Origin of the sequence: Aurantimonas sp. 22II-16-19i, assembly GCF_002088275.1 — a bacterium.
GTDB lineage: Bacteria > Pseudomonadota > Alphaproteobacteria > Rhizobiales > Rhizobiaceae > Jiella.
The window spans coordinates 17,309-40,381 of sequence record NZ_AQQS01000005.1; the positions used below are offsets into that span (position 1 = coordinate 17,309).

24 protein-coding genes are annotated in these 23,073 nt (G+C 67.2%); 12 read left to right on the top strand and 12 right to left on the bottom strand.

Translation table 11 applies throughout. From position 1 onward, the window contains the following. Positions 1 to 141: 141 nt before the first annotated feature. Both ATO4_RS06330 and ATO4_RS06335 read left to right on the top strand, forming a co-directional pair. Complete coding sequence (locus ATO4_RS06330; RefSeq protein ID WP_176222880.1) at positions 142 to 624, top strand: tripartite tricarboxylate transporter TctB family protein; 483 nt, start codon at positions 142 to 144, stop codon at positions 622 to 624. After that, the gene (locus ATO4_RS06335) at positions 624 to 2,120 is read left to right on the top strand and encodes a tripartite tricarboxylate transporter permease (RefSeq protein ID WP_083590712.1); all 1,497 of its coding nucleotides are present in this window, start codon (positions 624 to 626) and stop codon (positions 2,118 to 2,120) included. Before ATO4_RS06330 ends, ATO4_RS06335 begins: the two co-directional genes overlap by 1 nt. Positions 2,121 to 2,752: 632 nt before the next feature. Here ATO4_RS06335 and ATO4_RS06340 read toward each other — a convergent pair. Continuing rightward, positions 2,753 to 3,763, bottom strand: a complete 1,011-nt coding sequence (locus ATO4_RS06340; RefSeq protein WP_083590594.1) for a putative sulfate exporter family transporter — start codon at positions 3,761 to 3,763, stop codon at positions 2,753 to 2,755. Positions 3,764 to 3,842: 79 nt separating this feature from the next. Then, positions 3,843 to 4,574 (bottom strand): GntR family transcriptional regulator, encoded by a 732-nt coding sequence (locus tag ATO4_RS06345; protein WP_083590595.1) that lies wholly within the window; start codon positions 4,572 to 4,574, stop codon positions 3,843 to 3,845. Positions 4,575 to 4,829: 255 nt separating this feature from the next. Here ATO4_RS06345 and ATO4_RS06350 point away from each other — a divergent pair, with 255 nt between their 5' ends. The 4 genes from ATO4_RS06350 to ATO4_RS06365 all read left to right on the top strand — a co-directional run bounded on the left by ATO4_RS06350 (position 4,830) and on the right by ATO4_RS06365 (position 8,658). Beyond that, positions 4,830 to 5,120: a UxaA family hydrolase gene (locus tag ATO4_RS06350; protein WP_083590596.1), complete on the top strand. Its 291-nt coding sequence runs from the start codon at positions 4,830 to 4,832 to the stop codon at positions 5,118 to 5,120. An 86-nt stretch (positions 5,121 to 5,206) separates the two neighbouring features. Further along, the gene (locus ATO4_RS06355; protein WP_083590597.1) at positions 5,207 to 6,385 is read left to right on the top strand and encodes a UxaA family hydrolase; all 1,179 of its coding nucleotides are present in this window, start codon (positions 5,207 to 5,209) and stop codon (positions 6,383 to 6,385) included. 345 nt (positions 6,386 to 6,730) lie between these two features. Next, on the top strand, positions 6,731 to 7,666 hold the full coding sequence (locus tag ATO4_RS06360; RefSeq protein ID WP_083590598.1) for a hydroxyacid dehydrogenase: 936 nt from the start codon (positions 6,731 to 6,733) through the stop codon (positions 7,664 to 7,666). Further along, positions 7,663 to 8,658: an Ldh family oxidoreductase gene (locus ATO4_RS06365; RefSeq protein WP_083590599.1), complete on the top strand. Its 996-nt coding sequence runs from the start codon at positions 7,663 to 7,665 to the stop codon at positions 8,656 to 8,658. The genes ATO4_RS06360 and ATO4_RS06365 overlap by 4 nt, the downstream gene beginning before the upstream one ends. Before the next feature lie 59 nt (positions 8,659 to 8,717). Here the strand turns inward: ATO4_RS06365 and ATO4_RS06370 are convergent, their stop codons facing one another. The 6 genes from ATO4_RS06370 to ATO4_RS06390 all read right to left on the bottom strand — a co-directional run bounded on the left by ATO4_RS06370 (position 8,718) and on the right by ATO4_RS06390 (position 14,840). Beyond that, positions 8,718 to 9,170 (bottom strand): Imm50 family immunity protein, encoded by a 453-nt coding sequence (locus ATO4_RS06370; RefSeq protein ID WP_083590600.1) that lies wholly within the window; start codon positions 9,168 to 9,170, stop codon positions 8,718 to 8,720. A gap of 113 nt (positions 9,171 to 9,283) precedes the next feature. Beyond that, entirely contained in the window at positions 9,284 to 10,453 is a 1,170-nt protein-coding gene (locus ATO4_RS06375) for a mandelate racemase/muconate lactonizing enzyme family protein (protein WP_083590601.1), read from the bottom strand. 65 nt (positions 10,454 to 10,518) lie between these two features. Then, positions 10,519 to 11,595 (bottom strand): tartrate dehydrogenase, encoded by a 1,077-nt coding sequence (locus ATO4_RS06380; RefSeq protein WP_083590602.1) that lies wholly within the window; start codon positions 11,593 to 11,595, stop codon positions 10,519 to 10,521. A 184-nt stretch (positions 11,596 to 11,779) separates the two neighbouring features. Then, positions 11,780 to 12,280 carry a tripartite tricarboxylate transporter TctB family protein gene (locus tag ATO4_RS26950; protein WP_139802288.1) on the bottom strand — a complete coding sequence of 167 codons (501 nt, stop codon included), beginning with the start codon at positions 12,278 to 12,280 and terminating at the stop codon, positions 11,780 to 11,782. Beyond that, positions 12,267 to 13,808 (bottom strand): tripartite tricarboxylate transporter permease, encoded by a 1,542-nt coding sequence (locus ATO4_RS06385; RefSeq protein WP_139802289.1) that lies wholly within the window; start codon positions 13,806 to 13,808, stop codon positions 12,267 to 12,269. Before ATO4_RS06385 ends, ATO4_RS26950 begins: the two co-directional genes overlap by 14 nt. A gap of 75 nt (positions 13,809 to 13,883) precedes the next feature. Continuing rightward, positions 13,884 to 14,840 carry a tripartite tricarboxylate transporter substrate binding protein gene (locus ATO4_RS06390; protein ID WP_083590603.1) on the bottom strand — a complete coding sequence of 319 codons (957 nt, stop codon included), beginning with the start codon at positions 14,838 to 14,840 and terminating at the stop codon, positions 13,884 to 13,886. 186 nt (positions 14,841 to 15,026) lie between these two features. Here ATO4_RS06390 and ATO4_RS06395 point away from each other — a divergent pair, with 186 nt between their 5' ends. Beyond that, positions 15,027 to 15,734 carry a GntR family transcriptional regulator gene (locus ATO4_RS06395; protein ID WP_083590604.1) on the top strand — a complete coding sequence of 236 codons (708 nt, stop codon included), beginning with the start codon at positions 15,027 to 15,029 and terminating at the stop codon, positions 15,732 to 15,734. Positions 15,735 to 15,926: 192 nt separating this feature from the next. Beyond that, on the top strand, positions 15,927 to 16,928 hold the full coding sequence (locus tag ATO4_RS06400) for an SDR family oxidoreductase (protein ID WP_083590605.1): 1,002 nt from the start codon (positions 15,927 to 15,929) through the stop codon (positions 16,926 to 16,928). 171 nt (positions 16,929 to 17,099) lie between these two features. Here the strand turns inward: ATO4_RS06400 and ATO4_RS06405 are convergent, their stop codons facing one another. The 4 genes from ATO4_RS06405 to ATO4_RS06420 all read right to left on the bottom strand — a co-directional run bounded on the left by ATO4_RS06405 (position 17,100) and on the right by ATO4_RS06420 (position 20,087). Continuing rightward, positions 17,100 to 17,783, bottom strand: a complete 684-nt coding sequence (locus tag ATO4_RS06405) for a fumarylacetoacetate hydrolase family protein (protein ID WP_083590606.1) — start codon at positions 17,781 to 17,783, stop codon at positions 17,100 to 17,102. Between the two features lie 136 nt (positions 17,784 to 17,919). Continuing rightward, complete coding sequence (locus tag ATO4_RS06410) at positions 17,920 to 18,777, bottom strand: DMT family transporter (RefSeq protein WP_139802290.1); 858 nt, start codon at positions 18,775 to 18,777, stop codon at positions 17,920 to 17,922. Between the two features lie 135 nt (positions 18,778 to 18,912). After that, positions 18,913 to 19,659, bottom strand: a complete 747-nt coding sequence (locus ATO4_RS06415) for a PspA/IM30 family protein (protein ID WP_083590608.1) — start codon at positions 19,657 to 19,659, stop codon at positions 18,913 to 18,915. Continuing rightward, positions 19,656 to 20,087, bottom strand: coding sequence for a DUF2170 family protein (locus tag ATO4_RS06420; protein ID WP_083590609.1), 432 nt, complete (start codon positions 20,085 to 20,087; stop codon positions 19,656 to 19,658). Before ATO4_RS06420 ends, ATO4_RS06415 begins: the two co-directional genes overlap by 4 nt. Before the next feature lie 150 nt (positions 20,088 to 20,237). Here ATO4_RS06420 and ATO4_RS06425 point away from each other — a divergent pair, with 150 nt between their 5' ends. The 4 genes from ATO4_RS06425 (at position 20,238) to ATO4_RS06440 (ending at position 23,059) form a co-directional block, all read left to right on the top strand. Continuing rightward, positions 20,238 to 21,296, top strand: coding sequence for an ion channel (locus tag ATO4_RS06425; protein ID WP_083590610.1), 1,059 nt, complete (start codon positions 20,238 to 20,240; stop codon positions 21,294 to 21,296). After that, positions 21,293 to 21,955, top strand: a complete 663-nt coding sequence (locus tag ATO4_RS06430; protein ID WP_139802291.1) for a DUF2491 family protein — start codon at positions 21,293 to 21,295, stop codon at positions 21,953 to 21,955. Before ATO4_RS06425 ends, ATO4_RS06430 begins: the two co-directional genes overlap by 4 nt. Positions 21,956 to 22,062: 107 nt before the next feature. Then, entirely contained in the window at positions 22,063 to 22,464 is a 402-nt protein-coding gene (locus ATO4_RS06435) for a DUF350 domain-containing protein (RefSeq protein WP_083590611.1), read from the top strand. Positions 22,465 to 22,474: 10 nt separating this feature from the next. Next, a complete protein-coding gene (locus ATO4_RS06440) occupies positions 22,475 to 23,059 on the top strand; it encodes a DUF1190 domain-containing protein (protein WP_083590612.1) in 585 nt (194 codons plus the stop codon). Positions 23,060 to 23,073 lie beyond the last annotated feature (14 nt).

A 23,073-nucleotide genomic window follows, 5' to 3' on the forward strand; every position in this document is an offset into this window, starting at 1 on the left:
CATGCACCAGGCTCGCGGGCGGGAGGCGGCCGCCCGCGAGCGTCGCGTGGCGCCTCCATCAATACCGTTCGCCGCCCAGCAGCTGGCTCGCGCGACCCTGGCCGACCGGTTCCGGGTCGCCGGCTCATCGGGAGTTTTGCGTTGACGCGCAGCCGTGCCCCCCAACTCGCCGTGTCCTTCGGCTTCACCCTTCTCGGGCTGGTCTTTCTCGTCGCGGCCTTTGCCGGTGAGGGAGGCGGCCAGGGCAACCTTGCCGCCGGCGACACGCCGGACGCGCTGCCGCGGATCCTGCTCTTCGCATGGGTCGGCCTCGGCATCGTCGATCTTCTGCGCCAGTTCCTTGCGATGCGCGCCGCAGATGCGCCGCCGGAAGCCGACGAACCGGGCAGGCCGGCCGTCCTCATGGTGATGGCCCTGTCCCTGGTGCTGGCGATCGCGATCGTCTTTGCGGGCTATCTCCTGCCGATCCTCATCTGCCTGCCGCTCATCCTGTTCATGACGGGGACGCGGTCGCCGCTGGCCCTTGCGCTCGCCTTCCTCGTCCTCGGGCCGGGGCTGTGGTTCCTGTTCCACCATCTTCTCCAGATCCGTCTTCCCGTGCTCCTGTCCGGCGGTGTGTTGTGATGTCCGATATCGCCTTTCTGGGCGAGGCCTTCGCGCCCGCCACCTTGTTCGCGATCGTCATCGGGACGACCCTCGGCGTCGTCATCGGGGCATTGCCCGGCCTCGGCTCGGTCGTCGGGCTGTCGATCTGCCTGCCTTTCACCTTCGGCATGGAAACGGTCCCGAGCCTCGCGCTGCTGCTCGGCGTCTATTGCGGCTCGGTCTATGGCGGTTCGATTTCGGCGATCCTGATCAATTCTCCGGGCACGCCGCAGTCGGCCGCGACGATGCTCGACGGCTATCCGATGGCGCAGCGGGGGGAGGCGGGGGCCGCTCTCGGCTGGGCGACCGCCGCATCGGTCGTCGGCGGGTTGATCTCCTGCGTCGTCCTCATTCTCGCCGCGCCGCAGCTGGCGCGCTTCGCCACCCGCTTCGGCTCGGTCGAGGTGTTCGCCCTCATCCTCCTCGCGCTCACCTGCATCGCCGCCGTCTCGCGCGGCTCGATGGTCAAGGGGCTGGCGATGGGCGCCGCGGGGCTCTTCGTCGCCCTGATCGGCACCGACCCGGTCACGGGCGGCGCCCGCTTCACCTTCGGCATCGAATTCCTGACCGCCGGGCTCGACCTGATCTCGGTGGTCATCGGCCTGTTCGCGCTGTCGGAAGCCTTTTCACGGCTGGCCCAGCGCCATGACGGGGCGCCGAGCGTCGCCCATGCGCGGCTCGTCCTGCCGCGTCTTTCCGCCTGGAAGGGCCGGGTCTTCAACCTCGTCCGCAGTTCCTTCATCGGCTGCCTGATCGGCGCCCTGCCGGGCACCGGCGCGGCCACGGCGGCCTTCATCAGCTACGCCTCGGCCAAGCAGGCCTCGCCGCGCCGCGAGAATTTCGGCAAGGGCGAGCCCGACGGGCTGATCGCGGCGGAATCGGCGAACAACGCGGTGACCGGCAGCGCGATGATCCCGACGCTCGCCCTCGGCATTCCCGGCGACGTGGTGACGGCGATCCTGCTGTCGGCCATGGTCGTCCACGGCATCACGCCCGGCGTGCGGCTGATGACCGAGCACCTCGACGTCGTCAACGCCATCTTCGTCGTGCTCATCCTCATCAACATCGTGATGCTGGCGGTGGCCTTTCCGATCGTGCGCGCCTTCGGCAAGCTCCTGTCGATCCCCGAGCCGATCATCATGGTCGGCGTCATCGCCTTCTCGCTGATCGGCGCCATCACGGTGCGGGGCAACCCGCTCGACGGTGTCGTCGCCGTGCTCTTCGGAATTGCCGGCTACGCCTTCAGGATCGGCGGCTTTCCGCTCGCTCCCTTCGTCATCGGCCTCGTGCTCGGACCGCAATTCGAGCAGAATCTGCGGCGGGGCCTGCTACTCAACGACGGTGACATTCTGAGCTTCCCGACGGCGAGCTGGATTTCCGCCGTGATCTTCGCGGTGATCTTCATCCTGACGGTCGCAGTCCCGCTGGCGCCGTATCTGGCGCGGCTGCCGACGCTCGGCAGGCGGCCGCGTTAGAGCGGGATGGGATCAGCTGCGATCGACGTCCCGCTCTATTCTCTTCTTGCCGCATGATCTTCTCAGAAAGCCGGTTCCGACTTTTCGGGATCAATGCTCTAGCGGCCTGCCGTTCACGGCAAGCCACGGCTCGTCAGCGCCAATCCACCTGATCTGAGACCGCACGCTCTCGGGGCTCGACATGGGGCCGGCTGCCCGCAGGCACGTCGGCGAAAGCTCGTTCTCCAGTCGCGGGCTTGCGAGAGGCGCACGGGGTCGCGTCGGCTTCCCCGCAAAGCCGATGCCGGGGGCATCGGGGACGACGGATCGCCTCGACCTCCGACGCTTCGTCTTCCATCGCCGGGCCCCGTTTGGAAACGGTGAGGGCCGCGCCTCGAGCGCCTGATCCTGGCGCAGATCGTACGCTGCCCGCAACGTCGTGCCGCGCTCTTGCGACGGGGCCCGGACAGGACGAAGCCTCGACGCAGGGCCCTCCCGTTTCCGCACCCGGACATCCCGCGTCCGGTGGATGCGGTGGAGTCGCCCGTCGGCCGGCCCGACGCCGGCCCGGATGGGCCGCACCGTCGCCGTCCGCCCGGCGGGTGGCAGACGGCGCCGCCGGCCATTCCGCCTGGGGCAATTGCCGCGGCGGATCAGCCGGCGAGGCCCATCTCGACGGCGGCGATGGCCAGCATCAGGAGGACCAGCGTCTCGGTGACGACCATGGCGACATGGCGCCAGCCGAGCTGCAGCATGTCCTTCATGTTGGTGCGCACGCCGAGCGCCGAGATGGCGATGACGAGCAGCCAGCCGGAGAGATCGACGGCGACCGTGGCGACCGCCGCCGGGAGCAGGCCGAGGCTGTTGATCGCCGTCAGCGCCGCAAAGCCGATGACGAAGAGCGGCAGGCGGACGGACTTCGCCTCGCCCGTCTTCTGTCCCGCCAGCGCCAGGACGATGATCAGCAGCACGACGGGCAGCATGGCGACCCGCAGCAGCTTGATGATCGTCGCGACGTCGCCGACGTCGGTGGAGATCGAATAGCCGGCGCCGACCACCTGGGCGACGTCGTGAATCGTCGCCCCGACGAGGAAGCCGCTCTGGCTCGGCGTCAGCCCGAGCACGGAGAACAGGATCGGGTAGACGATCATCGCGATGGTCGAGAGCGTCGTGACCGAAACGACGGTGAACAGGAGATTGCGCTCGGTTCGCTCGTTGTGCGGAATGACGGAGGCGATGGCGAGTGCCGCGGAGGCGCCGCAGATGGCGACCGAGCCGCCGGTCAGGAGCGAGAAGCGCCACTGCTTGTCGAAGATGCGCCCGCAGACGAAGCCCGTGCCGATGGTGAGCGCGATGAGGCCGATCACCGTCAGGAAGGTGGAGAGGCCGAGGGAGGCGATGTCGGCCGTGGTGATCCGCGCTCCGAGGAGGACGATGCCGATCCGCAGCAGGCTCTTCGACGAGAATTCGAGACCCGGCTTGAAGCGCGCGTCGACCGCCAGGAAGTTGAACGCCATGCCGATCAGGAGGGCGAACAGCATCACCGGCGCACCGTAGTGATCGGCGACGAACCGCGCCGCGGTGGCGACGGTCAAGGCGAGCAGGATGCCCGGAAACAGCGGCCAATAGCGGTCGCGGACGCTGGAGGGGGAAAACGCGGACATCGGCGGACCTGTCGTGTTGGATCGGGCTGTGGCCGGAGAGGGGACGTGAGCGCGCCCGGCCGAGCGTGCGGGGCCCCGGTCAGAGATCGGAGCGGTAGTGGAAGCTGTCGGTCAGGCAGAAGGAAATGCGGTGCTCGACCGGCGTGTCGTCGAGGGCGAGGGCGAGCCGCTCGATGCTGAGGACCGGGTGTCCGGTCTCGCAGCCGAGCCGTTCGGCGAGGGTCGCGTCGGCGATCGCCGCCTTGAGCTTCTCCGCCGCCTTGCCGATGGTGATGCCGAAAACTTCCGAATAGAGCGCGTAGACGTTGTTGGGGATGTCGGCCATCTGGCCCAGCGCCTCGAAGCGCGCCACCGGCAGCGTGATCCGCTCGGATATCACCGGCGCCTCGCCGAGATGGCGGACCCGGTCGATCCGCCAGACGTCGGCGCCTTTTGCGAGCCCCAGTTGCTCGCGGTCGGCGGCGCTGGCCCTGGCCTTCACCCGCCCCAGCACCCGGCTCTGGGGGAACAGCCGTTCGCCGCCATCGGCGACCAGCCGGAAGAACTTGAACAGGATGCGGCCTTCCTCGGGTAGCGCCACGAAGGTCCCGCGGCCCTGCCTGCGCAACAGGAGATGCTCCGCCGTCATGGCGTCGAGGGCCTTGCGTACGGTTCCCTGGCTGACGCCGAGTTCGCTCGCCAGCTGGAACTCGCTCGGCAGCATCATGCCGGGCGTCCACGAGCCGACGATCAGCCGCCGCACCAGCGTGTCGCGGACCTGCTGATAGAGCGGCCGAAAGGCCGGCGCCTCGCTCGTCGTCGTCTCGCTCATGCGCGTCTCCTGCTTCCCGGCGGCTCGGCTGCGACCCGTCCGGTGTCGATGCGCCTCGATCGTCCGGCCTTGACAGTCCGGCAAAATCATAATTTATGTCTTATACAAGACTTGCGGCGAGCGTCAAAGCCCCATCGTCGGAAAGCGCGGCAGGTACGGGGCTCGGGGATGCGTCGTGCCGGGCAGGGCAACGCTGTCGGCGGTTCGCCCGCGAGCCGGAATTCAGATCCAGAGAAACGTCAGAGGAAACACCCGATGAGCAATATTCCGCAGCTGCTGGTCCACGATCAGAAGGACAATGTCGGCGTCGTCGTCGTCGAGGACCTGAAGGCGGGGACGGACATGCTCTGCGTCGTCACCCACGACAATTCCTCGTTCCGGCTCACCTGCAACGACGACGTGCCGATCGGCCACAAGGTCGCGCTGTCGGACGTCGCGGCCGGCGACGTCGCGGTGAAGTACGGCGAGGACATCGGCCGGTTCAAGACGGACGTGAAGAAGGGCCACCACGTCCATGTCCACAACCTGAAGACCAATCGCTGGTGAGCCTGCCCTTCGCCGCGGCCGGCGTCGACGCAACGTCCGCCTCCGCCGCTTTTCGCCCGAACCGATTTTTCTGAAAGAAGCCAGCCATGCCGATCAATACGAACCGCAAGTTCCAGGGCTATCGCCGCGAGAACGGCCGCGTGGGTGTTCGCAACCACGTCGTCATCCTGCCCGTCGACGACATCTCGAACGCCGCCTGCGAAGCCGTCGCCAACAACATCAAGGGCACGCTCGCGCTGCCGCACGCCTATGGCCGGCTGCAGTTCGGCGCCGACCTCGACCTGCATTTCCGCACGATGATCGGCACCGGTGCCAATCCGAACGTCGCCGCCTGCATCGTCGTCGGCATCGAGCCCGGCTGGACCCAGAAGATCGCCGACGGCATCGCCGCCACCGGCAAGCCCGTCGCCGCCTTCTCGATCGAGCAGAACGGCGACCTGAAGACGATCATGGACGTCTCGCGCAAGGCGCAGCAATTCGTGCAGTGGGCGACCGAGCTCCAGCGCACCGAATGCGACGTGTCGGAACTCTGGATCTCGACCAAATGCGGCGAGAGCGACACCACCACCGGCCTCGGCTCCTGCCCGACCGTCGGCAACATGTATGACAAGCTGATCCCGGAAGGCATCTACGGCGTCTTCGGCGAGACCTCCGAGATCACTGGCGCCGAGCACATCTGCAAGGAACGGGCCGTCGACGCCGAGACCGGCGAGCGCTGGTACAAGATGTGGAAGGCCTATCAGGACGACGTCATCTTCGCCCATGCGACCGACGATCTGTCCGAGTCCCAGCCGACCAAGGGCAACATCGAGGGCGGGCTTTCGACCATCGAGGAAAAGGCGCTCGGCAATCTCGAGAAGATCGGCCGCGAGTGCAAGTTCATCGACATCCTCGAGCCCGCCGAAGCTCCGCAGAAGGGCAATGGCCTCTATTTCATGGACACGTCCTCGGCGGCCGCCGAATGCGTCACCCTGATGGGGGCCGCCGGCTACGTCATCCACACCTTCCCGACGGGCCAGGGCAACGTCATCGGCAATCCGATCGTGCCGGTGATCAAGATCACCGCCAATCCGCGCACCGTGCGGACGATGTCGGAGCATGTGGACGTCGACGTCTCCGGCATCCTGCGCCGCGACATGACCATCGACCAGGCCGGCGACGCGCTGATCGAGAACATCATGCGCACGGCCAATGGCCGCGTCACCGCCGCGGAGGCCCTCGGCCACCGCGAGTTCGTGATGACCAAGCTCTACCGCAGCGCCTGATCGCTTCGGCATCCGAGCCATCGCCCGCATCTGCGGGCGGTGGCCGTTCTGCGTTCGCGCCGCGCGGCGATCCTGCCTGGTGAGCGCCCTTCGCGCTCCCCTCTGCCCTCCTGAGCTTGTCGAAGGGCGGGCATCTCCCCCACAAGGGGGGAGATCGGCGGCTTTGGTGAGATCGTCCCTTCTTCGCCGTTGGGCCAGTGCAACAATCGAAGTGCAGGCCCAACGTTCGCGCGAGATCGATCTCCCCCCTTGTGGGGGAGATGGGCGGCAGCCCAGAGGGGGGTATGCCGCCGCAGACACCTGACCCGCGCCCGCCCGCAACAAAAACCCCGACAGGAGCCTCCCATGCCCGAGGTCGTCATTTCCGAATTCATGGACGAGGCTGCGGTCGGCATGATCAGCGCCCGTCACGACACGCTCTACGATCCCGAACTGGTCGACCGGCCGGACGATCTTGCGGCGGCCGTGCAGTCCGCGCGCGCGCTCGTGGTGCGCAACCGCACCAAGGTGACGGCGGCGCTTCTTGAAGCCTCGGCGACGCTGCAATGCGTCGGCCGGCTCGGCGTCGGTCTCGACAACATCGACCTCGACGCCTGCAAGGCCCGCGGCGTCGCCGTCTACCCGGCCACCGGCGCCAACGACGTCGCGGTGGCCGAATATGTCGTGACGGCCGCGCTGATGCTGCTGCGCGGAGCCTATACGGCACCTGAGGATGTCGCATCCGGCGCCTGGCCCCGCCAGCGGCTGATGGCGGGCGGCGAGGCGATGGACAAGCGCCTCGGCCTCGTCGGCTATGGCGCCATCGCCCGGCAGGCGGCCAAGCGCGCCCGCGTCCTCGGCTTTTCCATTGCCGCCTTCGATCCGTTCCTGCCCGAGGGCGATCCCGCCTTTGAGGGTTGCGAGCGGCTGGAGCTTGCGGATCTCCTGAAAACCTCCGACGTCGTCAGCCTGCATGTGCCGCTGACCGAAAAGACCCGCCACATGATCGATGCCGGCGCCATCGCCGGGATGAAGCGGGGCGCGATCCTGATCAACACCGCCCGCGGCGGCGTCATCGACGAGGCGGCGCTGGCCGAGGCGCTGACATCCGGCGCGCTCGGGGGCGCGGCCCTCGACGTCTTCGAGACCGAGCCGCTGACGGCCGAGGCCGGCGCGAAGTTTTCCGGCATCGCCAATCTCATCCTGACGCCGCATATTGCCGGCCTCACGGCCGAATCCAACGTCAGGGTCAGCTCCGTGACCGCCGAGAACGTCCTGAAGCATCTGGAGAAGACCGCGTGACCACCATCCTGTCGATCGCAGAGGCCGAGCGTCTCGTCGCCGAGGCGTTTTCGCGGGCCGATGTCGGCCCGGCCCAGGCCGCCTCGGTCGCCCATGCTCTCGTCGGTGCGGAAGCGTCCGGGCAGGGTGGCCATGGTCTCAGGCGTGTCGCTGCCTATTCGGCGCAGGCCAAGGCCGGCAAGGTGAAGGGCCACGCGACCCCCGAGATCGAGCTCACGCGCTCGGCGGCCATGCGCGTCGATGCCGGCGAAGGCTTCGCCTATCCGGCTTTCGATCTCGCCATCGAGCGCGCGCCGGAGATCGTCGCGCAATCCGGTGTCCTCGCCATCGCGATCCGCAACTCCCACCACGCCGGCGTCCTCGGCCTCACCGTCGAGCGCTTTGCGCAAAAGGGCCTGGTCGCCCTGATGGTGGCGAATGCGCCGGGGGCCATCGCCGCCTATGGCGGCACGCGCCCGCTCTTCGGCACCAATCCCATCGCCTTTGCCGCCCCGATCCCCGGCGCGCCGCCGGTGGTCATCGATCTGTCGCTGTCGAAGGTGGCGCGCGGCAAGGTGATGGCGGCCAAGCAGAAGGGCGTCCCGATCCCCGAAGGCTGGGCACTCGACCCGGACGGCAACCCGACGACCGATGCCGACGCCGCGCTCGCCGGCACCATGGTCCCTGTCGGCGACGCCAAGGGCGCGGCACTCGCGCTGATGGTCGAGATGCTGGCCGCCGGCCTCACCGGCGCGAACTACGCCTATGAGGCCTCCTCGCTCTTCGACGACAAGGGCCCGGCGCCCCGTCTCGGCCAGTTCATCCTCGTCCTCGACCCCGCCGCGATCGGCGGCGACGCCGCGCTCTCCCGCCTCGGCGACCTGACGGCGACGATGGGCGAAGAGCCCAACGTCCGCATCCCCGGCCAACGGGGGATTGCCGCAAGGCAAAAGGCGGCAAGCGAGGGCATTGTCATCGAGGATGACGTGATGGCCACGATCGAGGGGGTGTAGCGGGGGCGGTCGAGGGCGCGCGTCGCCTCCGATTTGAAGCAGACTACGATGAAAGTGTTTCAAAAACCATCGACTGGCGCGCCAGGAACAAACGCAATCGTAACTGCTCTAGCACGAATGAAGCCATCCAAGCCGAAACAAGGCTCGAGTTCTATTTCAACGTCGCCCGGTAACGGAGCGAGCGATAGGTAGCCTCTCCGCTCGGCTCGGTCAGTCGCGCGACGTAAATTTAAGCTACCGATAACGTTTTGGTGGCTAAAACCCTCCACTTGGAGGTCCATGACGTCGTATAGAGTGAAACTTACGACAGCTTCCCGGTCAAGCACATAAGTCCCGTCCTCTTCTGCAGTGCTAGTCCAGCCATGCAGCCGTAATATGCTCGGTTTTTTCCTCTGCAACTCAAGGCTAAGTATTTCCGCATCATGAAAATTCGGCACCTGGCCGAACCACTGTAGCAGTTCGGGGCCACCAGGCACTTCATGATAGATTGCAGCGTCCGAGCCATTCACCATGTACGATATTTAGCCTCAAATGCGAATGGTCTGCAAATGATTAGGCCCATCGGCCAGGGTCCGCGTTTTGAAACAGAATAGCCAATTCTGTTTCAAAACGCTCTCCTTCCGTCCTACCCCAACAACTCCTGCCTCAACAGCCCATACAGCGCCGCCTTCCGCTCGAACCCCACCCCCGGCGCATCCGGCAGCCCGACCATGCTGTCGACCACCTCCACATCGTCGGCAAACCCGCCGAACGGCTGGAACACGTCCGGATAGCTCTCATTGCCGCCGAGATGCAGGCCGGCGGCGAAGTTGAGGGACATCTGGTGGCCGCCATGGGGCACCACGCGCCGGCTGGACCAGCCGTTCTCCGCCATCATCTCCAGCGTCCGCATGTATTCGACGAGGCCGTAGGAGAGGGCGCAGTCGAACTGCAGGACGTCGCGGTCGGGGCGCATGCCGCCATAGCGGATCAGGTTGCGGGCATCTTGGCAGGAGAACAGGTTCTCGCCGGTCGCCATGCGGCCGGAATAGTGCTGGGCGAGTTCGGCCTGCAGCGCGTAGTCGAGCGGGTCGCCGGCCTCCTCGTACCAGTAGAGGCCGTAGGGCTCGAGTGCCTTCGCATAGGCGACGGCGGTCTGAAGGTCGAAGCGGCCATTGGCGTCGACGCAGAGATTGGCCGGATCGCCCACCACCTCGATGGCCGCATCGATGCGCTTCAGGTCGTCGGCGAGGGGGGCGAGGCCGATCTTCATCTTGCAGACCGTGTAGCCGCGGTCGACATAGGACTTCATCTCGTCCTTGAGGCCCTCGATTTCCTTGCCGGGATGGTAGTAGCCGCCGGCCGCATAGACCCAGACCCGATCGTCGGCGACGCCCTCCCGGTAGCGGTCGGCGAGCAGGCGGTAGAGCGGCTTGCCGGCGACCTTCGCCACGGCATCCCAGACCGCCATGTCGATGGTGCCGACGGCGACCGAGCGTTCGCCGTGGCCGCCCGGCTTCTCGTTCGTCATCATGGTCTTCCAGATGGCGAAGGGATCGAGATTGTCGTTCGCCTCGTCGATCAGCGCCGCGGGATCGGCCTCCATCAGCCGCGGGATGAACCGCTCGCGCATCAGCGAGCCCTGGCCGTAGCGGCCATTGGAATTGAAGCCGAAGCCGATCACCGGCTCCCCGTCGCGGATCTGGTCCGTGACCACGGCGACGACCGAGCAGGTCATCTTCGAGAAGTCGATGAAGGCGTTGGCGATCGGGCTGGCGATCGAGACCGTCTTCTCGCGGATGTCGGTGATGCGCATGGCTCGCGTCCTTCTTCAGGGGTGGTGACCTTCACCCTCCCTCTGTCTTGCCGGGGATGACGGCGTCACCCAGTCGCAATCACGCTGGCGATCGCCGCGCCGCATTCGGCGGTGTTGGCCTTGCCGCCCATGTCCTTCGTCCGGGATGCCGGATCGGCGATCACCGTCTCGATTGCCGCGATCACGGCGGCGGCGGCGTCGGCATGGCCGAGATGCTCGAGCATCATCGCCGCCGACCAGATCTGGCCGATCGGGTTGGCGATGCCCTTGCCGGCGATGTCCGGCGCCGAGCCGTGCACCGGCTCGAACATCGAGGGGAAGTCACCCTCGGGATTGATGTTGGCCGACGGCGCGATGCCGATCGAGCCGGCCACCGCCGGGCCGAGATCGGAGAGGATGTCGCCGAAGAGGTTCGAGCCGACGACGACGTCGAACCAGTCCGGATGCTGGACGAAATGCGCGCAGAGGATGTCGATGTGGTACTGGCTGGCGGCGATGTCCGGATAGTCCGCCTTCACCGCGGCGAAGCGCTCGTCCCAGAACGGCATCGAATGGATGATGCCGTTCGACTTGGTGGCCGAGGTCACGTGCCTGCGCGGCCGCGTCTTCGCCAGTTCGAAGGCGTAGCGCAGCACACGGTCGACGCCGCGCCGGGTGAAGATCGATTCCTGGATGGCGATCTCGTCCTCGGTGCCGCGATAGAGCCTGCCGCCGGCCTCGGAATATTCCCCCTCGACGTTTTCGCGCACGACGAAGAAGTCGATGTCCTCCGGGCCGCGATTGGCGAGCGGGCTGGTGGTCCCCTTGAGCAGGCGCACCGGCCGCAGGTTCACATATTGATGGAAGTCCCGGCGGATCGGGATGAGCAGGCCCCAGAGCGAGACGTGGTCGGGAACATCCGGCCAGCCGACGGCGCCGAGGAAGACGGCGTCGTGCTTGCGGAACTGCTCGAGGGCGTTCTCCGGCATCATCCGGCCGTGCGTCTTGTAGTAGTCGCAGCTCCAGTCGACCTCGTCGAACTGGAAGGCGATGTCGAATTTCCGGCCGACGGCTTCCAGGACCCGCATGCCCTCGGGCACGACTTCGCGGCCGATGCCGTCGCCGGGGATGGTCGCGATCTTCAGGCGGTTGGTTGCGGACATGGCGGGATACTCCGTGATCTCTTGACGTGTGCGAGCCGGTCTCGCCCGGGTGGTCGCGCCGATAGACGCTGGGGCGGGCGGCTTAGAGCGGGGTGGCTTTTCTTCGGATCGCCACCCTGCTCAGGATGTTTGTTTCCGCATGATCTTCTCCGAAAGCCGGCAAGCGACCTTTCGGGATCATGCTCTAGAAGAACATGCCGGTCGGCATCGGGATGAGCAGGACCTTCGCCATCACCAGATAGAAGACGGTGAGGATGACGAAGCCGATGAGGACGAGAAGGGCGCCCTCGCGCAGCGGCGTGCGGTCGTGGGTCGCCACCAGCATGATCGCGAAATAGGCGGCGACGCTCGCGACGAAGAAGCCGAGGATCGGGATCAGCACGATCCAGGCGATCATCGCCAGCAGGAAGAGCAGGCGCCGCGGGGTCGACTCGTGGCCCGTCTCGGACGGCGGCGCCGCGTCCGGCTCGCTCGCCGCCGGTCGCACCGCCCGCATGCCGAGCACGACATTGCGCAGGATGAGGGCGAGCGAGAAGACGATCATCGCCGCCGACACGGTGATCGGGAAGACCGATCCGAGCGGCGACATCCTGCCGGTCTGCAGGATGAGGACGATCCCGAGCGCGACGAACAGGACGGCGAGGGCCGTGCCGGGGAGGTCGTGGGGCTTTCTAAGGGCGGCCATCGCGGCTCTCCACGGTGATGTCGGTGGGGGATTTGCGAGCCCGCCTCGCGCCGATCGCGGCGGCGATCAGCGGATAGAACAGGGTCAGCGCGGCGAAGGCCACGATGGCCATCGAGATCGGCCGGCCGAAGAACATGCCGAGGACGTTCCCCTGCGCGTTGCCGATCAGGTAGCTCTGGACGAAGCCCTGCTCGGCGATCTGGCCGAGCACCAGGCCGAGGACGATCGGCGAGGGCGCGTAGCCGTTGCGGTTGAGCAGCCAGCCGACGATGCCGAGGCCGAGCATCACGGCGACGTCGTTGAGGTTGTTGTGGATGGCGAAGCTGCCGACGACGGTCATGAAGGCGATGGTCGGCACCAGCGCCGATTTCGGGATGGCGACGATGCTCTTGTAGGCATAGCGGCCGATGAGCAGGCCGACCGGCAGCATGATCAGCGTGCCGATGATCAGGCCGAAAATGAAGGTGTAGACGATCGACCCTTGCGTGGTGAACAGCGTCGGCCCGATGCGGATGCCCTGGACCAGCAGCGCGCCGAGGATGACGGCGTCCGGCGGCGTGCCGGGAATGCCGAGGACGAGGGTGGGGATGAAGCCGCCGCCGACGGTGGCGTTGTTGGCGGCCTCCGTCGCGATGATCCCGCCCGGCTCGCCGGTGCCGTAGCGCTCGGGATGCTTCGACGAGCGGCGGGCCTCGGAATAGGAGACGAGGCTCGCCACCGAGCCGCCGGCGCCCGGCAGGATGCCGACGATCGTGCCGATCAGCGAGGAGCGGATCAGGTTGAACTTCTCCTTCATCGTGATCGCGAACGCCTCCTTGAGGCGGAAGCCGCCGCTTTCGGACGACACCCGCAGATGCGGATCGCGCGTCGCGACGAGGTCGATCAGGACCGGAATGCAGTAGAGGCCGATCAGGCCGGCGACGATGTTGATGCCGCCGAGGAGGACATGGCTGCCCATGGTGAAGCGCACGTCGGCGCCGATCACCGCGATGCCGACCATCGACAGGAGAAGCCCCAGGCAGGCGCCGATCATGCCCTTGAGGAGATTGCCGACGGACAGCGCCGAGATCAGCGTCAGGCCGAACACCGCCAGCCAGAAATATTCCGGCGGGCCGAAGGCGAGGGCGACCTGTGCGAGCGGTGGTGCCAGGAACATCAGCATCAGCGCCCCCACCAGCCCGCCGGTCACCGAGGCGAGGGTGGCGAGGCTGACGGCGAGCGCGCCGTCGCCCCGCTTGGCCATCGGGAAGCCGTCGAAGGTGGTGGCGATGGCCGAGGGCGTGCCGGGCGTGTTGACCAGGATCGCCGAATAGGAGCCGCCGTAGATCGCGCCCGTGTAGATCGCCCCGAGGACGATCAGGCCGGAGGCGGGATCCATGGTGAAGGTGAAGGGAACGAGGACCGCGACGGCCATCGTCGCGGAAAGGCCGGGCATTGCGCCGATGACGATGCCCGCAACCACGCCGACCAGAGCGAGGAGCAGGTTCATCGGCGTCAGGGCGTCGGCGAGGTAGACGAGCTTGTCCATGGCGTCCGCTTCAGGTGGCGCGAGAAAATGGGAGCGGAAGCGCGCTTGGCGCTTCCGCTCGGTCTGCCTGCCGGATCAGTTCTGGGTGATGCCCATCTGCTTGGCGGTTTCCTCGTAGTCGGCCTTCCGCTCGGCCATGAAGGCTTCCATCTCGCCATAGGGCACGTCGATCACGACGAAGCCGCCATCCTTCATCTTCTGGACGAATTCCGGATCGGCGTTGATCTTGCCGATCGCGTCGGAGACCTGCTGGCGCACCTCTTCCGAGGCCGACGAGGGAACGGCCACGCCGCGATAGGCGCCGCCGGTCATGTCGAAGCCGAGCTCCTTGAAGGTCGGCACGTCCGGGAAGCTCGGCACGCGCTCGTCCGCCGCGACGGCGAGGACGCGAACCGCCTCGCCCTGATTGATGGCGGCGGTCGTGTAGCTGAAGCCCGCCTGCACCTGGTTGCCGAGGACGGCGGTCGTCGCCGGGCTGGTGCCGGAGAACGGGATGTAGGTGGTGGTGACGCCCGCGAGCCGATCGAAGGTCGCCTGCGCGACATGGTTGGCGGAATTCGTGCCGGAGCCGGAGAAGGTCAGCAGGCCGGGGTTCGCCTTGGCGTAGTCGACGAGTTCCTGGAGCGTCTTGAACTGGCTGTCTGCCGGCACGATGATCGCGTCGGGCGTGTAGTGGAACATGTAGACGTTGGTGATGTCCGCCGTCTTGTAGCCGACCTCCTGCGCCATCGGCTGCATGATGATGTGGGGCAGGTTCGTGCCCATGATCGTGTAGCCGTCGCCCTCCATGCCGTTCAGCTGCGACCAGGCCTGGGCGCCGCCGGCGCCCTCCAGATACTGGACGACCATGCTCTGGCCGGTCTGCTTCTCGAACACGGGCTGCTGCAGGCGCGCCGCGATGTCGGACTCGCCGCCGGCGTTGAACGGAATGATGTAGTTGACCGGTTTCGTCGGATAATCCTGCGCGGCGGCGGGCATGGCCGACAGGCCGATCGCCATCGCGGCGCCGGCAAGAATGGTCGTGAGCTTCATCGGTAATCCTCCCTGGATCGTGCAAGACCGCCCCTGGCCTCCCAGCCATGGAGGGCGCACCGGCTCTATCTCAGACGATTGTCGGCTGAATGTCAATCTTGCGTTCAATGATGCATGCAACCAGGAATGCAAGGTTTGCGTCACCTGGCGGCTCGCGCTAGACTGTCCCTCCACCGGGAGCCCTTCATGTCCGACGCCGCCGCGCTCTTCGAGATCGACAATGTCGAGCGCAAGCCGCCTCTGGTCGAAGCCGCCTATGACGCGCTGAAGCAGGCGATCCGCGACGGCATCTTCCCGCCGGGCTTTCAAGGGTCCGAACTCGAGATGGCGCATCGGCTCGGCATGAGCCGGACCCCCGTGCACCAGGCGATCATCCGGCTGCAGAGCGAAGGCATGGTCGAGCTGCGGGCCAAGCGCGGCGTGGTCGTTCGCGCGCTGTCTCCCGGCGACATGCGGGAGGTCTACGAGGTCATCATCGCCGTGGAGGGCATGGCGGCGTTTCTCATCGGCGGCAAGCCGCCGGTGGAGCGGGAGCGGATCTGCGTCTCGCTCGAACGTCTCAACGCCGAGCTGGCGCAGGCGCTGGACCGCGACGATCTTCTCGGCTGGGCCGATGTCGACGGACGGTTCCACGAAGTCCTGGTCGAGGCGAGCGGCAACGGGCGCCTCGCGCGGATCGCCAAGGTGAACATCGACCAGTCCTACCGCGCGCGCCGGTTGACCCTGAGCCTGAGGCCGAAGCCCCTGCAGTCGATCCACGAGCACCAGGCGCTCATCGCCGCCCTGCGGCGGGGCGATGCCGCCTCGGCGCGCCAACAGGCGGAGGAGCACAAGGAAAAGGCGCGCGAGCTGATCATCGATCTTCTGAACCGCCACGGCATGAAGCATCTGTGATCCGAGCCACGGAAGGCGCGACGGCGATCATCAGCCGCGCCGCACGACAACCGGATGCTTGCCCCGGAAGTTAATTCGTCGAGAGGCAGGGGGAACGGGGCGCGCCGGCGGGGGCTTCCTGCGCCGTGACGTCGCCGATGATCGAGCACCGATTCTCGGGCGACCGCGTAACCCAAACGACCGGAGCCTTCGATGACCGAGTTCGACCCAACCCGCCGCGCCTTCGTCGCCGGCGCCGCCATGGCGGGCGCCGCTTCCGCGACGGCCCCCGCCTTTGCCCAAAACCGGCAGTCCGGCAGCCAGGACGCAGCCATGACCCGTCAGGCGGCCGACCTTCCGGAGCCGCCATATCCGCGCCAGGAGCAGCCCTGGCCGGGCCTGACCGGGAAGATGGACCCGCGTCCCGACCACGGCGAGGAAAGCTACCGGGGAAGCGGCCGCCTCAAGGGCAAGCGGGCGCTGATCACCGGCGGCGACAGCGGCATCGGCCGCGCGACGGCGATCGCCTTCGCCAAGGAGGGCGCCGACGTCGCCATCGCCTATCTGCCGCAGGAGGAGCCGGACGCGCAGGACGTGAAGACGGTGGTCGAGCGCGAGGGGCGCAAGTTCGCGGCCTTCCCGGGTGACCTGCGCGATCAGGGCTATACCACCTCGCTGCCGCAGAAGGTGGCGGAGGAGCTCGGCGGGCTCGACATCCTCGTCAACAATGCCGCCTATCAGCAGTGGGTGCCGGGGCTCGAGGAGCTGTCGGACGAGCAGTTCGACCAGACCATGAAGACCAATCTCTACGCGATGTTCTGGCTCACCAAGGCGGCCCTGCCGCATCTCAAACCGGGCGCGGCCATCATCAACAGCTCCAGCGAGGTCGCGGCGTCGCCGCCGGACATCCTGATCGACTATTCGATGACCAAGTCGGCGATCCTGTCCTTCACCAAGACGATGGCCAAGCAGCTCGCCTCGCGGGGCATCCGCGTGAATGCCGTGGCGCCGGGGCCGATCTGGACGCCGCTGCAGGTGGCCGGCGGACAAAAGCCCGAGAACATCCCCCAGTTCGGCTCGTCCACCCCGATCGGACGCGCCGGCCAGCCGGTCGAACTGGCGCCGCTCTATGTCGCGCTCGCCGATCCGGCCTTCAGCTACTCCACGGGCCAGGTCTTCGGCGCGACCGGCGGCGACCCGCAGCCGGGCGCCTGACCAAGACACGCTCTGCGCCCGGCTCTCCGGCATCGGCTGTGCCGGGCGGAACCGGCGCTGCACCGCGCCAGCGAATGTCAGGCGCCGCTCGGTGCCCGATCTGCCGCCTCTGGTCGCCGGCCTCGCCCCGACCTCAGGGGCGGCGCGCCGGGCGGGGTGCTCTCGCCGTCCTCAGACCACCGCGACGGCCAACCGCCCGACCCCCTCGACGCTGCCCTCCAGCCGGTCGCCGCGCGCCACCGGGCCGACGCCGGCGGGCGTCCCGGTCATGATCAGGTCCCCCGGCGCGAGTTCGAACAGGGCCGAGAGATGGGCGATGATCTCGGCGGTCTTCCAGATCATCTGCGACAGGTCGCCGGCCTGGCGCAGCTCGCCGTTGACCGACAAGGTGATTGCGCCGGAGGCGGGGTGGCCGATGGCCGTGGCTGGGACGATCTCGGTGATCGGCGCGGATTTCTCGAAGGCCTTGGCGACTTCCCATGGCCGGCCGAGCTTCTTGGCGCCGGCCTGGAGATCCCGGCGGGTCATGTCGAGGCCGACGGCATAGCCGAAGGCGTGCTCGAGGGCCGCTTCGACCGCAATATCGGTGCCGCCTCCAGACAGGGCGACGACCAGCTCGATCTCGTGATGGACGTCCTTCGTCGCGCCGGGGTAGGGGAATTCGGCGCCGAGGACGAGGTTGTCGGGGTTCTTCTGGAAGAAGAACGGCGGCTCCTTGTCGGGGTCGTGGCCCATCTCGACGGCGTGCTCTGCGTAGTTCCGCCCGACGCAATAGACCCGGCGGACCGGGAATTCCTCGCTCGCCCCCCTGATCGGCAGGCTCGGGATCCAGGCGGGTGGGAAGGCATAGGTCATGGCATCGCCTCGATGGTCGGGAGCCGGCCTTGATGGACTTGCGGCGGCCGGCTGTTCGTCACGAGGCGTAGCCGGGCGAAAGGCCGGGCGCAATCGCTCTTCATGTCTCAACGCCGCCCGGTCGCTCCGCGCCGCCTCAGCGGTTCTCGCGCCACCAGATGTAGAGACCGCTCGCGACCAGGATCGCGGCTCCGACCGCCGTCGTGATGCGCAGGGGATCGCCGAAGACGACGACCGTCAGGACGCTCGCCGCGAGCACCTGGATGTAGAGGAAGGGCGACAGCAGCGACGCCGGCGCGTGGGAAAACCCGCGCACCAGGAAGAAATGCGCCAGCGAGCCGGTGCAGCCGATCGCGACCATCAGCGCCAGGGCCTCGGTGTCGGGGGTCTGCCAGAGCGGGATGACGATGAGGGTGAGGAGGATGGCTCCCGGCGCCGAGGTGTTGAACATCGTCGACGCCGAATCCTCGCGGCCGGAAAGCCGCCGGGTCAGCAGGAAGTAGCAGGCGTTGAAGACTGCCGCGATCACCACGAGGAACAGCGCCGGCTCGATCGAGTCGAGGCCGGGTCTCAGGATCACCAGCATGCCGACGAAACCCGCCAGGATCGCGCCGATGCGGTGGATGCCGATCGTCTCCTTCAGGAACACCACCGACAGGACCGTCACCAGGATCGGGGCGAAGAAGATCACCGCCGTCGCGTCGGCGAGCGGCACATGGGTGAGCGCGGCATACATCAGCGAGGTCGCCGCGAGCAGGCACAGGCCGCGCAGGATCTGCAGCACCGGATGGGTCGTCTTCAGGAAGGCGGTGCCGCGCGTCGCCGACAGCACGGTCCCCATGATCAGTGTCTGGAAGACGTAGCGTCCCCACAGCACCTGGATCAGCGGCACGAGGCTGGTCAGATACTTGCCGATGGAATCCTGGACGGCGAAGGTGCAGCCGGCGGCCAGCGTGAACAGGATGCCGGCGAGAAGCGGGGAGAAGCGGGGCAAGGAGGGGCAACCGGAAAAACGACGCCCCGGCACGATGGCCGGGGCTCGAAACATGCGTGGCGGCGCCCGCAGGCGCCGGCCGTGGTTCCGTGTGGCGGCGCCCGCAGGCGCCGGCGGTGGTTCATTGTGGCGGGGTCAGGAGTCCTTCGGCCGCTCGAGGGCGGCCTGATCCTTCGGCCCGGCGATCGAAGGCGTGGAACTCGTGCCCATGATCTGGGCGAGGACGTCGTCGGCCGACTGGGTCTGGCCGCCGATGCCGGCCGCCAGCAGCTGGCGATCGAGATCGGAGCCCGATTCCAGCGCCGCGAGCTCCTCGCCCGCCTCGAGCCGCCCTTGCGTCATCTCCTGCTTCTTGCGGATGCGCTCCAGCGAATCCATCGCGTTGCCGAGCTTGGAGTTGACGCCCGACTGGGTGGTGGCGATGGCCGACTGCGCCTTGATCAGCGATTCGTTGGCCTTCACGTTCTCGACCTCGCGGCGCATCTGCTGGATGCGCTGCTCGGTGTCCTGGACCGCCTTGATCATCTGCTGCTGGCGCTGGTTCAGGCGCTCGAGCTCGGCCTCGTCGCGGCTCGCCTCGGTCCGCGTCTTGGAGATGCGGTCGGCAAGGCCGCGGGCGAGATCCTCGCGGCCCGCCTGCAGCGCGGCCCTGGCGCTCTCGGTGTCCTTGCGCTCCTTGTCGCGCGCCTCGGCGACGCGCCGCTGCAGCGACTTGTTCGAGGCCATGATGCCGGCGAGATCCGACCGGGCGCGCCGGAGCGCGTTCTCGGCGTCGCGGATCTCCTGGTCGAGGATCCGCAGCGCTTGCGTGTCGGCGACCGACTCCGCCGCCTCGTTGACGCCGCCCTTGACGGCGCTGAACAGCTTGTTCCAGACACTCATGCGTCGAATTCCCCGTTCTTCCATTCCTCGATCATGTTGGCGGCATCGACCGCATTGGTCGCAAGGACGGCCACTTCCTCCACCATGGATTCGGCGGTGGAGTTGGCCGACAGCGAACCGAACAGCTCGTAATACTCCTTGCCGTCGATGGTCACGATGCCGAACGTCGAGAGCGGCAGGAGCTTGTGGGTCGACAGGACCATGCGCTCGAAGGCCTCGCGGCGCGGGATCGTATCGGCCGGTGCCAACATGACGCTGGCCAGGACCTGATCGCCGCCGGCGGCCACCAGCACGTCGAGATCACCCTTCTCCTTCAGTGTCACGCGGATCACGTCGCCGGTCTCCACGACGGTCACGTCGACGTCGCCGAGCGCCTCCGGGTCGGACGCGAAAAGCTCGGTCAGGCTGGCAAGATTCCACTTTTTCACTGGGTATCCCTCGGTTGCCAAGGTTTGGGATGCCGTTCTACATCACCGATGTAGCGCTGTCCAAAACGATTTCCGCCCCCTCGTCGCCGATATTGACCTATCGGAAGATTCGGTCGCATATCCTCGCAAACCGTTTGAACCGGATCCCGCGTGCCGTTGTTTTCGCAATATCTTCGTCGCTTCTACGTTGCGCTCGCCGAACTCACCTGGGGCGCGATCGCAGCGCTGTCCTTCGCCCATCTGGCGGTCAGTTGGCTGCTGCTCGTAGCGGCCGGGGAGAGCGACTTCGTCTCGCGGCCGGTCGATTTCGTCTACTACTACATCGTCACCGCGACGACCGTCGGTTACGGTGACCTGTCGCCGCAGACCGGCCCCGGACGATTGGTCGCGGCCTTCTTCGTCCTGCCGGGCGCGATCGCCATCTTCACCGCCGTGCTCGGCAAGCTGCTCGCGGCGGTGAGCAACACCTGGAGGGGGCGGATGAAGGGTCTTGGAAATTTCAGCGAACGCACCGATCACGACGTCGTCATCGGCTGGCAGGAAGCGACGACGCGGCGGCTCATCGGGCTGATCCATCGCGAGCGCCGGGAAGGCGAAGCGGTGACGGTGCTGATCGCCAAGGATCTCGAACAGAACCCCGCCCCCGACAAGGTCGACTACGTCCGGGTGGACCGGCTCGCCGATCCCCACGGTCTCGAACGGGCGGGCGCGGTCAATGCCCGCTCGATCATCGTGCGCGGGGCCAGCGACGACGAGACGCTGGCGGCCGCCCTCGTCGCCTCCGCCAAGTGCAAGGGTGCCCATGTCGTCGCCTATTTCGACTTCGAATCCACCGCCGACATCCTGCGCCTGCAGAACTCGCGCATCGAATCCGTGACCTCGCTCTCCTCCGAGCTGATGGTCCGCGCCGCCCGCGATCCGGGCACCTCGGTCGTCGCCAATCTCCTGCTGTCGGCCGGCAAGGAGGACACCGCCTTCTCGGTCCGGGTGCCGGAGGGCACTGCGACCTTTCCCTACGATGTGGCGCTTCGCCTCATGCGCCGCCGCCATGCCGTCACCCTCGTCGGCAGGAATCGTCATGGAAATGTCGATCTCAACTGCAAGGAAACGGTCGAGATCCAATCCGGCGACGTGCTCTACTACATCGCCGACCAGAGGCTCGATCCCGGGAGCATCGCCTGGGACGCCTTCGCAAAGGAAAGCGCATGATCTTCTCGCTGTTCGGCGGCAAGGACAAGGCCGACAATCTTCCGAAGGAGCGCGGACCGCTCGGCATCGCCCTCGGTGGCGCGATCGAGATCGACACGCTGGCCCTCGAGGCCGACGCGGCCGGCACCAATCCCGGCATGGCGCTGCCGGCGGGCGGCAACTTCATCGTCGTCGCCTATGGCGAGGCGCGCCTCGACGGCGAGACGATCCTGTCGCGCTACTACGACGAGGACGACCGGCTGCTGCAGGCGCTCTCGAGCACCGGCAAGCCGGGCGACGCCATAAAGGACATCAGCCTCTATTCCGCCTGGGACAGCGTCGTGCCGGCGGACCGCTCCGAGTGGAACCGCTGGGCGGGGCCCGCCGGGCTGATCGGCCAGCCGAGCTACGATGCCGACGGCATCGTCTTCCAGCGCTATTGGGGCGAAGGGGCGGGGCGGGCCGAACTCGTCGAATTCGTCGAGGAGATCGACGACGGGGAGCGGCTGCGCTCGATCCACCAGACCTGCATGCTCTATGCGCGCCCGCTGGGGCGCACCCAGGAGATGCTGCTCATCAACATCGAGCGCGACATTGCCGAGCGGGCCAGCCGCGAGGGCGGATCGGTCGCATTCCTGCTCGGCTATGGCCTGTCGCCGGGAGATGTGCGACGGGTCTAAGGGATTTGCCGCTGCCGCCTTCGTCCGGGCGCCGAACCATGGCGCGGCGGAGACGGCGGCGATCTGACGGTTCGCGATGCGCCTGCCGCGCAAAGAGAGGGATCTGAATGTTTGGTTACGCTGCGGGCCTGCCGGCCTTTCTCGTCTATTTCGTCCTCGGCCTGGCGCTCTATGCGCTGTTCTCCTGGGTCTACACGACGTTGACCCCGCAAAAGGAGATCCAGCTGATCCGCAGCGGCAACACCGCCGCCGTCGTCGCCTTCCTCGGCGCGATTCTCGGCTTCTCGCTGCCGCTGTCGTCTGCTGCCGCGAATTCGGTGAGCATCGTCGACTTCATCATCTGGTCGATCATCGGGCTGCTCGCCCAGCTCTTCGCCTTCTTCCTCGCCTCGCGCACGATGACCGGCCTGCACCAGCGGATCACCGACGGCGAGATCGCCGCGGGGCTCTGGGCCGGCGGCATCGCGTTCGCCGTCGGCATCCTCAACGCAGCCTGCATGACCTACTGAGGAGGCAAGGATGAAGAGACGGTTCACCCGCAGGACACCGCCGATCCTGACGCTCGGAACCATCGCCGCCACGGGCATGGTCCTCTATGGCTGCGGCGACGATGCGCCCCAGGACGTCGCCTTCTCGACGCCGCAGCAATGCGCCGATGCCGGCGTCGACGCGCAGATCTGCGAGGCCGAGTATCAGCAGGCGCTGCAGAAGCACCTCGCCGAGGCGCCTCACTATTCCAACCTGCAGGAATGCGAGGCGGCGATCGGCGAAGGCAAGTGCTTCCAGGCCGGCGACCCCGGCACGCAGAATTCGGCCGGGCAGACCAGCGGCTCGGGCACCGGCTTCTTCGTGCCGTTCATGACCGGCTACCTGATCTCCTCGGCGCTGTCGAACCTGTCGGGCTACGGCGCCTATCGCGACTATCGCTACTCGTCCGGCTATTCCTCGACGCCGATCTACCGCAACCGCTCCGGCGACACGCTGACCTCGACGATCAGCAACGGCCAGCGCACCAGCCGGCCGGTCAACGTCAATACGACGACGGCCTCGCGCTACGGCTTCGGTGGCCGCTCCTCGTCGCGCGGCGGCTTCTTCGGTGGGTGAGGGGGCGAGCCCCG

Bases quoted from the DNA above. Each gene is read 5' to 3' on its own strand.
- ATO4_RS06380 (WP_083590602.1), bottom strand. From the start codon at position 11,595: ATGTCCGCAACCAACCGCCTGAAGATCGCGACCATCCCCGGCGACGGC.
- ATO4_RS06345 (WP_083590595.1), bottom strand. From the start codon at position 4,574: ATGAGCGAGACGACGACGAGCGAGGCGCCGGCCTTTCGGCCGCTCTAT.
- ATO4_RS06370 (WP_083590600.1), bottom strand. From the start codon at position 9,170: ATGGTGAATGGCTCGGACGCTGCAATCTATCATGAAGTGCCTGGTGGC.
- ATO4_RS06360 (WP_083590598.1), top strand. From the start codon at position 6,731: ATGCCCGAGGTCGTCATTTCCGAATTCATGGACGAGGCTGCGGTCGGC.
- ATO4_RS06395 (WP_083590604.1), top strand. From the start codon at position 15,027: ATGTCCGACGCCGCCGCGCTCTTCGAGATCGACAATGTCGAGCGCAAG.
- ATO4_RS06430 (WP_139802291.1), top strand. From the start codon at position 21,293: ATGATCTTCTCGCTGTTCGGCGGCAAGGACAAGGCCGACAATCTTCCG.
- ATO4_RS06415 (WP_083590608.1), bottom strand. From the start codon at position 19,659: ATGAGTGTCTGGAACAAGCTGTTCAGCGCCGTCAAGGGCGGCGTCAAC.
- ATO4_RS06375 (WP_083590601.1), bottom strand. From the start codon at position 10,453: ATGCGCATCACCGACATCCGCGAGAAGACGGTCTCGATCGCCAGCCCG.
- ATO4_RS06340 (WP_083590594.1), bottom strand. From the start codon at position 3,763: ATGTCCGCGTTTTCCCCCTCCAGCGTCCGCGACCGCTATTGGCCGCTG.
- ATO4_RS26950 (WP_139802288.1), bottom strand. From the start codon at position 12,280: ATGGCCGCCCTTAGAAAGCCCCACGACCTCCCCGGCACGGCCCTCGCC.
- ATO4_RS06355 (WP_083590597.1), top strand. From the start codon at position 5,207: ATGCCGATCAATACGAACCGCAAGTTCCAGGGCTATCGCCGCGAGAAC.
- ATO4_RS06435 (WP_083590611.1), top strand. From the start codon at position 22,063: ATGTTTGGTTACGCTGCGGGCCTGCCGGCCTTTCTCGTCTATTTCGTC.
- ATO4_RS06440 (WP_083590612.1), top strand. From the start codon at position 22,475: ATGAAGAGACGGTTCACCCGCAGGACACCGCCGATCCTGACGCTCGGA.
- ATO4_RS06350 (WP_083590596.1), top strand. From the start codon at position 4,830: ATGAGCAATATTCCGCAGCTGCTGGTCCACGATCAGAAGGACAATGTC.
- ATO4_RS06405 (WP_083590606.1), bottom strand. From the start codon at position 17,783: ATGACCTATGCCTTCCCACCCGCCTGGATCCCGAGCCTGCCGATCAGG.
- ATO4_RS06385 (WP_139802289.1), bottom strand. From the start codon at position 13,808: ATGGACAAGCTCGTCTACCTCGCCGACGCCCTGACGCCGATGAACCTG.
- ATO4_RS06400 (WP_083590605.1), top strand. From the start codon at position 15,927: ATGACCGAGTTCGACCCAACCCGCCGCGCCTTCGTCGCCGGCGCCGCC.
- ATO4_RS06390 (WP_083590603.1), bottom strand. From the start codon at position 14,840: ATGAAGCTCACGACCATTCTTGCCGGCGCCGCGATGGCGATCGGCCTG.
- ATO4_RS06335 (WP_083590712.1), top strand. From the start codon at position 624: ATGTCCGATATCGCCTTTCTGGGCGAGGCCTTCGCGCCCGCCACCTTG.